The organism is Microcoleus harperi Pol14_C6 (assembly GCF_036701295.1).
GTDB lineage: Bacteria > Cyanobacteriota > Cyanobacteriia > Cyanobacteriales > Microcoleaceae > Microcoleus.
The window spans coordinates 1-13,636 of the sequence record NZ_JAUBQN010000050.1 but is presented as its reverse complement, the minus strand read 5'-3'; the positions used below and the strand labels follow the sequence as shown (position 1 = coordinate 13,636).

Sequence of the window (13,636 nt, the reverse complement as noted above, 5' to 3'; positions counted from 1 at the left end):
CAATCAAGTTACCTACCTCAATCTGTCGAGCGAACTTAGACAGAAGTACCTGACGCTCTCTAACACGCCAATTGATGCTCAAAAAGCTACAGAAACGGTGAAAAAAATCTATGCAGCTATTGGTCGAGAAGCACCCCAAGTTATTGTTTGCAGCAGTCCACAGGTAGCTTCTATAAAACTACCCAAACAACTCAAAATCTCCTGGATATCGCAACTTCAAAAATGGGAAATAGGGGTTGAGAATATAGTAAGGAGAAACAGATTGGTGGATGAGTTATTTCAATGGGTGGACGTAGGATGTTCGGGTCAGGTGTGGCGGGATGCTCTGGGGTATGAAACAAGACTAGAGCAGTCAGCCGATGACATACTCGACTCAGAATTTCATGACTTGGTAGAAAATTACCGAGAATCGCTGGGAGGTGATATCATGGCCGAGGCTTACTATGTAAGGGCACTAACCCCTACGGATATGGTAAAGGAAATCCATTGGAATGAATTTTTGATAGCGAAATTTGGTGTTACTCTCGACCAAAAAGCACAAGAATTATTTCGCGGCAAGCAACAGTTGTTCGAGGATTGCGGGTGGATATTTCCGTTTGAGAACATTTGCTTAGTTTGCGATCGCCCCCTGCACCTTCGCTTTGACGCTGAAAATCGGCTACACGCTGAAGGAGAACCGGCGATCGCATTTGCGGACGGCTACAGTTTATACTTTCACCACGGCGTTAAGTTACCCGAAAAATACGGAAAAGTACACCCCGCTTTGTGGCAAGCAGAATGGCTTTTATCTGAAGAAAATGCCGAACTGCGTCGAGTGTTAATTCAGGGAATTGGTTACGATCGCATTTGCCAACAATTGCAAGCAGTAAAATTAGATACTTGGCAAGAATACACGCTATTAAAAATTGATAACGCTGATGTCGAGCCGATTTATTTGTTAAAAATGACTTGTCCGAGTACGGGATTCATTCATGCGTTGCGAGTGCCGCCTGATGTGCGATCCTCTTCGAGGGCTTCGCTAACGGCTAAAGAAGCAATTCGTTGGGTAAATTGGGATATCGACTCAGAGGAGTTTTCCGTGCAAACTTAAAACTCCCCCAACCCTGTTTAACAACTACATTTATGGAGGCACCAAGATCCAAGAAACCGGGTTTTTTACCCAATCTCGTAGTTCCATCGAATAATTTTCGTAAACAACCCGGTTTCTGGCCACCCGTGCGTAAGTCCTAGTCTGATATTCTCCTAATTTACAACAATTTTATGTCTGAACAACAACCAAAACCATCGATAACTTTCCGCAGCTTTGCCGACTGGTGCTTGCACAAATACAGCCTTTGTGAAGCAGCAAGATATACAGTTGAGGTGCTGTTAAAAAAAGCTGGCACTTCTGACATTTATGAAGCGAACCAGATACTGTCAAGTAGCAATGAGCTGGATCTGTATCAAAATCAAATATTAGACATCACACCCCTGCAATCTCTGACTAATTTGACTTCTCTGAATCTGTACTGCGATGGAACAGACATCACATCTCTGCAATCTCTGACTAATTTGACTTGTCTAGAGCTGGATGGCAATCTCATATCAGACATCACACCCCTGCAATCTCTGACTAATTTGACTTCTCTGACAGTGAGCTGCGATCGAATATCAGACCTGACGCCACTGCAATCTCTGACTAATTTGACTGCTCTGACTTTGTTATTCAACAATCAAATATCAGACCTGACGCCACTGCAATTTCTGACTAATTTGACAGAGCTGAATTTGTACTACAACTATCAAATATCAGACATCACACCCCTGCAATCTCTGACTAATTTGACTCATCTGACTCTGTTCGACAATCAAATATCAGACATCACACCCCTGCAATCTCTGACTAATTTGACTCGTCTGACTCTGTTCGACAATCAAATATCAGACATCACACCCCTGCAATCTCTGACTAATTTGACTTCTCTGGATCTGACCCACAATCAAATATCAGACCTGACGCCACTGCAATCTCTGACTAATTTGACTGTGCTATTTGTCAACTTTACACCAGAACAGAAGGCTCTCATTGAAGAGTGTCGTCATTCGTGGGAATCTCTCGCCAACTCTACCAAACCCATCAATGCTCCCAAAGCCACAGCCGCCGTTAAAGCTGCCTACGATCTCCTCGGTTTAGAAGCTCCAGAAATAACTTTTTGCAGTAGCCCTAACGAAGCACTAGCACAAATACAAATGCTGCAAACGTTAAATAAAACTGAGTTTAACGAGCGACTTGACAAACAGGTAAAAGATACGGTGTGCCCCTTTTCCTTAATAAATGAATTGTGGAGTGAAGTTTCGAGGTTCAATATTTTTACCAACAGATGGGAACAGCTACAACAACAATTGTATAAAGAATTTTATGACTATTGGAAATACTCAAGCTCGAAAGTTACTACGCAAGACTTAGTTCAGGCTCTCACTCTTCTAGATTTCTATGTTTCTGGCTTGGGCATTGTTCTCAAACCAGAGGCACAGAAATTTTTTGAAGCAGTCAAGCAGCTTTTAGCAGAATGCGGCTGGATTTTTGCGTTTGAGAATGTCTGTTATGTGTGTTCGCGCCCTTGCCAGTTTCGCCTTGACAGCAAGTACCGCCTTCATGCAGAAGCCGAAAGCGCACTGGAATTCCCCGATGGTTACAAACTCTATTCCTATCACGGCGTAACATTACCTGAAAAATACGGGAAAATTCACTCCGCCAACTGGCGATCGCAATGGTTTTTAGAAGAAGACAATGCTGAATTAAGACGAGTATTAATTCAGGTAATTGGTTATGCTAGAATTTGCGAAGAACTGGAAGCAACAGAGTTAGATTGCTGGCAAGAATACACGTTGCTCAGAATTGATGCTGATAGTGACGGCTTCGATTCTGATGATTTCGAGGGGGCTCGATGTGCTCCGAAAAAAGAAGATATTTATTTATTAAAAATGACCTGTCCGAGCACGGGATTCATTCATACGTTGCGAGTGCCGCCTGATGTGACATCTGCTAAAGAAGCAATTCGCTGGGTAAATTGGGATATTGACCCAGAGGAGTTTTCCGTGCAAACCTGAGTAATACAAATTTAAAAAAGTGTTGCTACAATCATCAGTCTTATACCAATTGTTAAAAGTTACAGAGCCCCGCCCCGGACTTAGGCTAAACCGTTTCCATACCCGATATCTGTACCTCCGTCAACTGAAAACCGCTATATTGACAAAAGCCTTAACTCATGAAACACCGATAAACGTTCCTGCAGTGTGCCAGTTCCCAGGGTGGAATGCACCAACCACCGATCGCCCAAAAACAGTTAATAACATGAAGAAGAAGCCCACCCTCGATCGAAGGTGGGCTCTGTTCATGCCAGCTTACCGACAGCTAGGCAATCGGGTCTCTTCGCTGGTAGACGTAAAATATCGGAAAAAGATCCGAACGTCCGAAAAAACTTATCGCCCACCATTAAGCTTCAGTTTACCCAACCGGAGCGGGAAAATTGCGCCCCTAGCGATGTTCCCCTGAAACCGGGGAACACAGGGGCTTCAACTTTTCAATAGACTTCTGCAAAAAAGCTCGTCTTGGGCCGGCAGGATGCCCAAAGCCTACTCCGCACAAGAATTAAAATTTTTCGAGAAGTCTCATAATTCTCCTCTTTAACTTTGATTTGCCAACCGATTAAGCATCGTGATCGTGTGCAAAACGACGGAACAGGAAATCTAAGGCGTAGTTCCGCAAATTGTAGTATTCCGGATCTTCCATCATTTGAACCCGATCGCGCGGACGCGGAAAAGGAATCTCCAAAACTTCGCCAATTGTCGCCGATGGGCCATTAGTCATCATCACCAGTCGATCGGCTAAAAACAGCGCTTCATCAATGTCGTGAGTAATCATCAACACCGTACAGCGGTGATCGTTCCAGATTTTCAGCAATTCTTCCTGCAATTCCTCCTTAGTAATTGCGTCCAGAGCACCAAAAGGTTCGTCTAAAATCAGCACTTTCGGGCGAATTGCCAAGGCGCGGGCAATAGAAACCCGCTGCTTCATCCCCCCCGAAATTTGCGGCGGTCTTTTCTCAGCAGCTTCTGTCAATCCCACCATCGCCAAGTGTTCTTTGACGATCGCATTTTTTTCGACCTTCGACTTATTCGGAAATACAGCATTAACCGCCAGATAAACATTTTCAAACACCGTCCGCCAAGGCAGCAAAGCGTAACCCTGAAACACCACCATGCGATCTGGGCCCGGCTTCGTAATGCGCTCTCCATTAATTGACACGGTACCCTGGCTCGGATGGCTAAAACCCGACACCATATTTAACAGTGTTGATTTGCCGCAGCCTGAGTGTCCGATCAGAGCAATAAACTCTCCCTCAGCTACATTCAGATTGACGTTTTCTAAAGCCCTGTAACCGTTTGGATATACTTTATAAACATTGTCCATCACCAAAAAAGGTTGGCGGCGGCTTTTTCCCCGCTGGATTTGAGTTTTGGTGTTCGTCTGGTTTTTAGTGGTGTTGAGCATGGGTTTAGGAAATTGTGAGTGGGTGATTGGCGAAGGAAGAGGGAAGAGGGAAGAAGGAAGAAGGAAGAGGGAAGAAGGAAGAGGGAATTACTAACTAGAAATTAGTGGCTAACAATTAACAATTAACAATTAACAACTAACAAGCAACAAACAACTAACAATTAGTAATTACCCTGTTTTTATCGAACAAAAAATCGCTCTAGGCAGCTCTGCGGCCGGAATCTAGTACAACTTCCGCCATCGTGAAATCGCGTTTAATCGCCAGATTGTTGAGATAGCCGATCGGATCGTCAGCATTAAACACCGAGCCGTCAAACAAGCTGAGAGAACCGCGAGTGTAAGTAATATCAGCCATCCCCAGCTCTCGCGCCGCCGTGCTGAACGCACCGACTCGCACCACCCGCTCCAGAATTTCCACCCAGTTGCGCGGGAAAACAGTATCGCCCCAGCGCGCCATCTGCACCATGTGCCACAGTTGTTCGGTGCGGCTTGGGCGATTCACCCCCTCTCCAGAAAACAAGTGGTGGGCGTATTCCCGCATCGGAGTATCGAGGTTGCAAGCAACTGATTGCGGGTCGCCGAGTTGGATGTAACTCTTATCAGTAGCGACGTACTCCCTTCCCGCGACTATTTCCGAAACCTCGGCGGCGTGATTTGGATCGGCGCAATACTGGCAAGCTTCCAGCAAAGCTTTGACTAGAGCAATGTGAGTGTTGGGATAAGCATTTGCCCAGTCTTCCCGAACTCCGAGAATTTTCCCGGGGTGTCCGGGCCACAGTTCCAAATCTGTCGCCACCGTAAAGCCGACTCCTTCCATCGATGCCCGCAAGTTCCAAGGTTCGCCGACGCAGAAACCGTCAATAGTGCCACCCTGCAAGTCAACGATCATCTGAGCCGGCGGGATATTTTTCAGCAACACATCGCGATCCGGGTCAATGCCACCGGAAGCCAGCCAGTAACGCAGCAACAGGTTGTGCATCGAAGAAGGGTGAACGATGCCCATACGGTGCGTTTGCGCGGGCGTTCTCTGGAGCATTTTTTTAAAGTCGCCCAGAGTGTAGATCCCTTGGTCGTAAAACCGCCTCGCGAGGGTAATTCCGTTGCCATTCCGGCTCATGGTGAGGGCTGTAACCGTTGGAATCGGCTTCTCTTGGTGGCCTCCCAAGCTCAACCACACCGCCATGCCAGAGGGCATTTGAGCTGCGTCTAAGTAACCTGCGGCGATGCCGTCTACGATGCCGCGCCAGCTTGTTTCCCGCACGAGGTGGACTTCATCGAGGCCGTGTTTGGCAAAAAAGCCTTTTTCTTTGGCGACAGCGAGGGGAGCGCAGGCTGCCAGCGGAATAAAGCCGAGTTCGAGGTTGACTTTTTCCAGGCCGTGGCGGGCGATCGCGGGTACTTTCCGCGCCCGCAGTTTTTTGACGCGCTTCTGCTGGTTGAGGAAGTAAATCATTTCGCTGCGTAGAGCGTAGTAGCTGGGGTGTGAGACTACTTCCATCCGTTTGCGGGGGCGGGGGATGTCTACTTCGAGAATGCCGCCAATCTTCGATTCTGGGCCGTTGGTGAGCATGACGATGCGATCGCTCAGCAACACGGCCTCATCCACATCGTGCGTTACCATCAGGGCGCTGATTTCGTACTCTTGGCAAATTTCCATCAACTTTTCTTGCAAGTTGCCGCGAGTCAAAGCATCCAAAGCGCCGAAGGGTTCGTCTAAGAGTAAGAGTTTGGGGCGCAGGGCCAGAGCACGGGCGATCGCCACGCGCTGTTTTTGTCCGCCCGACAGCAGTGCGGGTTGCTTCTCGGCGTGGGGCGTCAAGCCCACCATGTCGATGTGTTTTTGAATGATTTCGAGGCGTTCTGCTTTGGGTAAGCCGCTCATTACCGAGTCTACGGCTAGGGTAATGTTTTCTCTGACCGTCCGCCAAGGTAGCAAGGAATAGTTTTGGAATACTACCATGCGATCGGGGCCTGGCTGGGTAATTCTTTGTCCTTCAATTGTCACCAATCCTTCTGTTGGCAGATCCAAACCTGCCACCATATTTAGTAGTGTAGATTTACCGCAGCCGGAGTGTCCGATTAAGGAGATAAATTCTCCTTTTTTAATTTCTAAGTCGATGCCTTTGAGGGCTATGTATGTGCCGCCGTCTGTTAAGTTAAATACTTTTCCGACTTGTTCTACTGCAATCAAAACAGACATGATTTTCTTGCCTTTTTTGTAGGTTTGTTATTTCGCTAGATATTGATTGTTGACTGTTGACTGTTCGCTGTTCGCTGTTCGCTGTTTGCTGTGGACTGTTAGCTGTTGATATATAACAGCTAATAGTTAATACATTACTGGATGCCTAAAACTGGTCTTTGAACTAACCCAAATACTTTGTTTAATCCCTCAACAATAGTTTAAGAAACAGGTTTCTGAGCCTCGGAGTTCGTAATTCCTGTAACAGTCAACCGTCAACAGTCAACCGTCAACCGTTAACCCATCGAATTAGCTACTTTCCTTGAGGGGGAGCAATCTTTTGCTGCAACCAAGCCATCATGCGATCGAGCAACAAACCAACAGCCCCAATGTAGAACACCGCTAACAGAATTTCGCTGATGTAGTTTTGCTGGTAAGCATTCCAAATAAAGAAGCCGATACCCGTAATCCCAGACATCACGATTTCCGCAGCAATAATCGCCAGCCAAGCCAAACCGATCGCAATTCTCAATCCTGTGAAGATATAAGGAAGCGCCGACGGAAACAAGATGTTGATGTAATATTCCTGACGAGAAAGTTGCAGCACTTTCGCCACGTTGTTGTAATCGTCGGGAATTTGGCGAACACCTTCAGCCGTGTTGATCAAAATCGGCCAAACAGAGGTAATGAATATCACGAACAAAGCAGCAGGTTCGTTTTGTTGCAGCGCAGCCAGGGCGATTGGCACCCAAGCCAGAGGCGCAACCATCCGCAAAAACTGGAAAATTGGGTCTAAAGCCTTGTTCAGAAGCGGATTTGTACCTACCAAAACACCTCCAGCAATTCCCACAGCAGCGGCTAGAGTGTAGCCTTTTGCCACCCGTTCCAAACTAGCCAAAGTTTGCCAAAACAAGCCGATTCCGTAGGTTTTGGAATTCATGAAAGGATACAGCAACAATATCCGCGTCCGTTCGTCAGTCCAAACACTGATCGGTCCCGGTAGTTTGATCAGTCCGGTGCTGGATAGGAATTGCCAAACTAACAGAAATCCAATTATTCCCAAAATTGGCGGCAAGATATTCCGGGAATTCTTCTTCCAAAACTCGCCAAATGCTCCTTGGACATCGACTCCGCCTCTCCGATTTGTGCTGACAGCCATCTTGGTAATCTCCTATGTTTCTGCTGTTTTTTTCGAGACTAAATTATGGGAAGCTAAGACCCCATCACACTTTTTTAATTGCTAAACTCTTGAGGTAAGCTTCTGGCTGCTCCGGATTAAATTCTGTACCGTCAAAGAACTTCTCAACGCCCCGAGACGTACTTTTCGGAATGTCAGCATCAGCAACTCCGGCTAATTTTGCTGCGGCTTTCCACAAATCTTCGCGGTTGACTTTATCGATAATAGCCTTAGAATCTGCCACGGTTTTTTCGGGCAGGAAACCCCAGCGCACGCTTTCGGTTAAGAACCACAAATCGTGACTCTTATAAGGATAGGAAACGTTGCCGAGGTCGTCTTTCCAGTACAGCGGACTCATCTTGAAATCGTCGATCGCTGGTTGGCCGTCACCCATCATGTACTTGCCCTGGTAGGGAGGTGTCAAAACTGCCGGAGGTACGTCAAAGAAGTTTCTGCCAGAAGTAATGGCAACTAATTCGGGGCGATTTTCTGGTTTGTCGCACCACTGCTGCGCCTCAATTAGTCCTGCGAGTAAGGCTTCGGTGGCTTTCGGGTGTTTGTCTACCCAGTCGCCACGAATAGCGAGATATTCCTCGGGATGATCTTTCCAGATTTGGCCCGTGAGGGCGGACATGAAGCCGATGTCCTCTGTGACGATCCGCAGGGGCCAGGGGTCGCCGGTACTGAAACCGTCCATGCTGCCAGTTTTCATGTTGGCTACGGTTTGCGCTGACGGTACTGTTAGCAACTCGGCTTCTGTGTCGGGATTGATGCCGTTAGCTGCTAGCCAGTAGCGAATCCAAAAGTCTTGATTTGCTTTGGGGAAGGTGTAGGCTGCTTTGAAGGGCGTTCCAGCTTGTTTGAGGCCTTTGATGTAGTCTTGGGCCGCTTGATCTAGTTTAAGTCCGAGACCTTTGCCTTTGTGTTTTCCGGCGATCGCAATTCCATTTCCCTGAGTGTTCAACTGGGCTAGAACATACATCGGGATTTGGACGCTGTTTTTGGTAATCAACCCTTTACTAATTTGATAAGGCATCGGCATTTGCCACTGGCCGCCGTCAATGCCACCGCCTGCTGATCCGATTTCTAGGTTATCTCTGGCAGAACCCCAGTTGGCTTGCTTAGCAACTATTACCTCAGTCATGCCGTATTTGGCAAAAAAGCCTTTTTCTTGGGCAATGATTAAAGGTGCTGCTTCGACGATCGGGATATATCCCAATGTAATTTTAGTGCTTTCAATTCCTTCGACTCTTTTCTCGTTGGCAACAGCCATTACTGAGGTAGCCGCGGGTATCGCGCCGTCAGCACCGGCAGTTGCACCGGGTTCTGGGGGATTTCCCAAACAACCTTTGAGCAGTATTGAACCCAGGGCAGATGCACCTGCTGTAACGATAAATTTACGCCGAGAAAATTGCTCTGAAAATTTTGTCATAGTCTAGCCTCGCTCCAATTCATAAATCTTCTGTAACGACATTCACTGAAGTTTATCAAAGTGCTTTTTTTACTTCGCTAATTGGGTTTAGCGAACTATTCTTAGCGCAGGTTGGCAGGGAAGGAGCAAAAAAATTATTGCTACCATAAGTTTTTAAACTCTCCCTGCTGGTTTGACTCTTTTGATTAACTCAATATCTCGAACGACCAAGTTGCGTTACCTCGCAAAAAGCGAGCTCCACATTTTCTTAGCTTGATTATTCAGTTTACCGTACTCTTGCGGAAATTATAAAACAATTATTAAATTTGATTGATAAGTAAATCTTTTAGGAGGACGCTATCGATAACGAAGCGTTGGGAAGAGCGATCGGGTGTGCTTATCAAAACAGGTTCAAACCAAGGCTTGCTGGTTAAAGGTTGTAGCGAATGGCGATCGGCGGAAATTCAAATCTATTGTCAATAAGTTGCAAAAATCGCAGTGAGTACACATTTACTTTGTTAATATATCTATTGTTTTTTCAGGTTGATTGTAGTCTACAATACAGAAATAATGAACATTTTACGAAATTGCTGTTTTAAAAGGGTTAAGTAGTTTTGATTGGTGGGCTAAAATTGGCACTTAATCGTAAGTAATTTACCGGGTATGATATGACGTGGGCTTTCAGGTTCGATTTCTGTAAAACAGAGAAACCCGGTTTCTTGAAGAAACCGGGTTTCTGAACAGCCTAATGGCTGTACCTACAAGTTCGATTAGTTGGGCGGGTCAAAGCGGTTGACCCAGAGAGCAACACCGATCATCGGTAGGGCTACGCCGAAGCAAATCAGCCACTGATCCAAGTTCATCGGAGCTGTCTCAAATATGCGATTGACAAACGGAGAATTAGCAAAGATAATCTGCAAAATCACCGCCAGGACAATTCCCACACCGAGGGCGGGAGCGCCGCTAACTTCTTCCTTAGAACCGCTAAACTTAGCAATCAAAGAAGGCAACAACTGGCTGAGACTCAACAGGTAAAAAATTCTCCCCATTACCAAAGCTTGAATCGCCATCGTGCGGGCTAGTGCCAAAGTTCCCCAATCCGCTTGGCGCACCCATTCAAACATTCCGAAAATCAGAGTCCAGTTGTAAAGAGAAATCGCGATGATCCGCTTGATCCGATTTCCGGTGAGAAAAGGTTCGTTTACGGGTCGGGGCTGCTGTTTCATGACTCCCACTGACTTGGGTTCGAAAGCCAGAGGCACAGTCATGGTGATCGAGTTGAGCATATTCAGCCAGAGAATTTGTAGCAACAAAATCGGCAATTCTCGACCGAGGAGGGTGCTGAGCAAAATTGTCATCGATTCTCCGCCGTTGACTGGGAGAATGAAGCTGATTGCTTTGAGCAGATTTTTGTAAACAGATCGCCCTTCTTCGACAGCAGATTCGATCGACGCAAAGTTATCGTCAGTCAGAATCATGTCTGCGGCTTCCTTAGAAACCTCCGTACCGCTGCCCATCGCAATGCCGATATCCGCTTGTTTGAGAGCGGGCGCGTCGTTAACGCCGTCTCCCGTCATCGCCACAATTTCGCCTTTTTGCTGCAAAGCTTCTACGAGGCGGAGTTTTTGTTCGGGGGCGACGCGGGCAAAAACTGAACCTGCTTCTACAGCTTCGCCGAGTTCCTGCTTGCTCATGGAGGCGAGCTCGGCGCCGGTGTAGGCTACAAGTTCTCTGTTATGTTTAGTTTTGCGGAATCCCATGCGGCGGGCGATCGCCTTGGCTGTAGCGATGTGGTCGCCGGTAATCATTTTGACTTGGATGCCGGCGGTTTGACAAGCTTGGACGGCTGCGATCGCCTCAGCCCGCGGCGGGTCAATCATGCCTTGCAGTCCCAAGAAAATCAGCCCAGACTCCAAATCCGCGTGATCGACGGAATTTTGGCTTTGGGGTACTGGCTTTTTCGCTAAAGCCAAGACGCGCAAGCCTTGCTTTGCCATTTCATCGACTTGATGGTGAATTTGTTCGCGATCGACTTGTATCGGATTTCCGTGAGTGTCGAGACTGGAACCGCAACGACTCAAAACTGATTCTACGGAACCTTTGACGTACAAAATTTTGCCAGTGGGAGTTCGGTGCAGCGTCGCCATGTATTGAAACTGAGATTCAAAGGGAATTGAATCCAGCCGCTGCATTGACTTTTCTAAAGTTTGCTGACTCAATTCGGCTTTTTTACCAACAGTAATTAACGCTCCTTCTGTCGGATCTCCGACGACAATCCAATTATCGTCTTTGAATTCCAGGTGAGAGTCGTTGCAAAGGAGTCCAGCTTGCAAACATTCTTGCAAAGTTGGAGTTTGGCTGACAGTAATTGGCAGTTGGTTGAGTTGAATTTCACCTTCGGGGCTGTATCCCGTACCCGTAACCGAGTAGGATTCGCCACCAGAATAGATTTCTTGCACCGTCATTTGGTTTTCCGTCAAGGTTCCGGTTTTGTCGGAACAGATGACTGTAGCGCCGCCGAGGGTTTCCACTGCGGGCAATTTGCGGACGATCGCGTGGCGATTTGCCATCCGGGAAACGCCTACGGCTAGGGTGACGGTGATGACGGCGGGTAAGCCTTCGGGAATTGCGCCGACAATCAGGGCGACAGCGGGTTCGACTGCTTCTTTAAAAGCTGAAACCCCCGCAGGGACTGGCCGCCCCAATCTGACGGCGAAGGTCAAGGTTGCCATTCCCAACACGAATAACAGCCAGTTTTGACTGAATTGGTTGAATTTGCGGGTTAAGGGGGTGGTGAGGTCGATGTGGCGATCTAATAGTTGGGAGATTTTGCCGGTTTCGGTTTTATTGGCGATCGCAATTACGATGCCGCTAGCTTGGCCAAAAGTAACAAAACTGCCGGCATAGGCCATGTTATCCCGTTCTGCTAGCGGCGTTTCTTGTGGCAGAACCAAGTCTCCAGATTGTCCTAATTCTTTTTCGACAGCAACTGATTCCCCGGTGAGTCCCGATTCGTCGATTTGCAAGTCGCGCACTTTCACTAAGCGCAAGTCTGCCGGTACTTTGTCCCCGGAACTCATGATTACTAAGTCACCGACTACGAGTTCTTTGGAGGGAATTCTTAATTTTTTGCCACCCCGAATGACTGTGGCTTCGGTTGTGACAGCTTGGGCTAGGGCTTCAATTTTTTTCTCGGCTCCAGCTTCTTGGATGAAACTAATAGTAGCGTTGGTGGTTGTTACACCCCAAATTACGCTAGCGTTTAGCAATTCTCCGATCGCTGCTTTGATTAAACCTGCACTCAGCAAGATGATCAGGAGGGGTTGGTTAAATTGCAGGATAAATTTTAACCAGGCTGGTTTCGCTGCTTTAACCGTTAGTTCGTTAAGCCCGAATTTCTGTTGGCGATGGTTGGCTTCTGTCGGTTCTAAACCGCTTTCCAGGTTGCTTCCTAAGATAGTTACAACCTTGGATATTTCTAGGTAGTGCCAATATTGCTCCGCTACGTCTACATCGTTGGCGGATCTTGATGGCATGATTCTTCCTGAATATTTGGGGTGTCTGACGAACTTCGATCGCTCCTTAATAGGCACGCTCAATACAACTCACCGCTCGTTGGAGCGTGAATATATTGAGCGACCTAATTGTTTGTTGATTACTTTAACGGGCTGTGACTTACATCTATATTACAAAGGATGTGGCCGTTTGTGGCAAGAGATTTTGGGGATTTTTTCCGGCGCTAAATCTTGTTTAGGACTTGGTGGCTAAGATGGGGAAAAGTCGATCGAGTCTCTTGACATTTGGCAAATTTTAGGTGTGGTTAAAGAAAGAGGGAAGAAGGCAGGAGGCAAAAGAAAAATTCTCCCACTCCCCCTCTCTCCTCCTCCTCCGCTGTCCCACGGACGATCGCATAAAATCGCATAAATGTTAAAACCTAGTTAAGCGACCATATTCTGAACTTATGGAAATAGTAGTGACGCTGGTTCTGGGTTCGGTGCTGTTAGTCTGAGGAATACGGTTCGGGCGGGTGTTAGTTCGATCGTCCGTTACAAAAGAGGATTTATTTAAGGGCAGAAATTCGATCGTCCTGGCTTTCGCGATGCCATCGCCTGCAAACATTTTGACTTCTATGCCGGCTGTTTGACAAGCTGCGAGGGCTGCCAGATCAATTCATGACTCCATGCTATCAATTGCTAGTCTCTTAGTCCAAAACACTCAGCGCCATTTAGACAATTGAATTGAGATTTTGGGCTGCATTGTTCAATTGTTGAGTGCCTACTTTGGTTTGAGTAATACCACTAGCGGTTTCTTTGGCTGCTAGGTTGAGGCTGTTCA

9 protein-coding genes are annotated in these 13,636 nt (G+C 47.1%); 3 read left to right on the top strand and 6 right to left on the bottom strand.

Features of this window, described 5'->3' with window-relative positions:
* Nucleotides 1-97: 97 nt before the first annotated feature.
* Both QUA27_RS24185 and QUA27_RS24180 read left to right on the top strand, forming a co-directional pair.
* Nucleotides 98-1,090, top strand: coding sequence for a DUF6745 domain-containing protein (locus QUA27_RS24185; protein WP_333071211.1), 993 nt, complete (start codon nucleotides 98-100; stop codon nucleotides 1,088-1,090).
* 170 nt (nucleotides 1,091-1,260) lie between these two features.
* Nucleotides 1,261-3,090 carry a leucine-rich repeat domain-containing protein gene (locus QUA27_RS24180; protein ID WP_333071209.1) on the top strand — a complete coding sequence of 610 codons (1,830 nt, stop codon included), beginning with the start codon at nucleotides 1,261-1,263 and terminating at the stop codon, nucleotides 3,088-3,090.
* Nucleotides 3,091-3,688: 598 nt separating this feature from the next.
* Here QUA27_RS24180 and QUA27_RS24175 read toward each other — a convergent pair.
* The 5 genes from QUA27_RS24175 to QUA27_RS24155 all read right to left on the bottom strand — a co-directional run bounded on the left by QUA27_RS24175 (nucleotide 3,689) and on the right by QUA27_RS24155 (nucleotide 12,837).
* On the bottom strand, nucleotides 3,689-4,534 hold the full coding sequence (locus QUA27_RS24175; RefSeq protein ID WP_333071208.1) for a nitrate ABC transporter ATP-binding protein: 846 nt from the start codon (nucleotides 4,532-4,534) through the stop codon (nucleotides 3,689-3,691).
* Nucleotides 4,535-4,733: 199 nt separating this feature from the next.
* Nucleotides 4,734-6,734 (bottom strand): ABC transporter ATP-binding/substrate-binding protein, encoded by a 2,001-nt coding sequence (locus tag QUA27_RS24170; protein ID WP_333071206.1) that lies wholly within the window; start codon nucleotides 6,732-6,734, stop codon nucleotides 4,734-4,736.
* A gap of 292 nt (nucleotides 6,735-7,026) precedes the next feature.
* The gene (gene ntrB / locus QUA27_RS24165; protein ID WP_333071203.1) at nucleotides 7,027-7,872 is read right to left on the bottom strand and encodes a nitrate ABC transporter permease; all 846 of its coding nucleotides are present in this window, start codon (nucleotides 7,870-7,872) and stop codon (nucleotides 7,027-7,029) included.
* A 64-nt stretch (nucleotides 7,873-7,936) separates the two neighbouring features.
* Nucleotides 7,937-9,322: a CmpA/NrtA family ABC transporter substrate-binding protein gene (locus QUA27_RS24160; RefSeq protein WP_333071202.1), complete on the bottom strand. Its 1,386-nt coding sequence runs from the start codon at nucleotides 9,320-9,322 to the stop codon at nucleotides 7,937-7,939.
* A 749-nt stretch (nucleotides 9,323-10,071) separates the two neighbouring features.
* A complete protein-coding gene (locus QUA27_RS24155) occupies nucleotides 10,072-12,837 on the bottom strand; it encodes a cation-translocating P-type ATPase (RefSeq protein ID WP_333071200.1) in 2,766 nt (921 codons plus the stop codon).
* On the opposite strand from QUA27_RS24155, the gene QUA27_RS24150 reads away from it, so the two are divergent.
* A complete protein-coding gene (locus tag QUA27_RS24150; RefSeq protein ID WP_333071198.1) occupies nucleotides 12,836-13,069 on the top strand; it encodes a hypothetical protein in 234 nt (77 codons plus the stop codon). The two genes, QUA27_RS24155 and QUA27_RS24150, sit on opposite strands and share 2 nt — an antisense overlap.
* Nucleotides 13,070-13,228: 159 nt before the next feature.
* On the opposite strand, the gene QUA27_RS24145 is transcribed toward QUA27_RS24150, so the two are convergent.
* Complete coding sequence (locus QUA27_RS24145; RefSeq protein WP_333071197.1) at nucleotides 13,229-13,420, bottom strand: hypothetical protein; 192 nt, start codon at nucleotides 13,418-13,420, stop codon at nucleotides 13,229-13,231.
* Between the last annotated feature and the right edge of the window lie 216 nt (nucleotides 13,421-13,636).

Excerpts from the sequence above, each read along its gene's own strand:
- QUA27_RS24180 (WP_333071209.1), top strand. The coding sequence starts at position 1,261 with ATGTCTGAACAACAACCAAAACCATCGATAACTTTCCGCAGCTTTGCC.
- QUA27_RS24175 (WP_333071208.1), bottom strand. The coding sequence starts at position 4,534 with ATGCTCAACACCACTAAAAACCAGACGAACACCAAAACTCAAATCCAG.
- QUA27_RS24170 (WP_333071206.1), bottom strand. The coding sequence starts at position 6,734 with ATGTCTGTTTTGATTGCAGTAGAACAAGTCGGAAAAGTATTTAACTTA.
- ntrB (WP_333071203.1), bottom strand. The coding sequence starts at position 7,872 with ATGGCTGTCAGCACAAATCGGAGAGGCGGAGTCGATGTCCAAGGAGCA.
- QUA27_RS24160 (WP_333071202.1), bottom strand. The coding sequence starts at position 9,322 with ATGACAAAATTTTCAGAGCAATTTTCTCGGCGTAAATTTATCGTTACA.
- QUA27_RS24150 (WP_333071198.1), top strand. The coding sequence starts at position 12,836 with ATGATTCTTCCTGAATATTTGGGGTGTCTGACGAACTTCGATCGCTCC.
- QUA27_RS24155 (WP_333071200.1), bottom strand. The coding sequence starts at position 12,837 with ATGCCATCAAGATCCGCCAACGATGTAGACGTAGCGGAGCAATATTGG.
- QUA27_RS24145 (WP_333071197.1), bottom strand. The coding sequence starts at position 13,420 with ATGTTTGCAGGCGATGGCATCGCGAAAGCCAGGACGATCGAATTTCTG.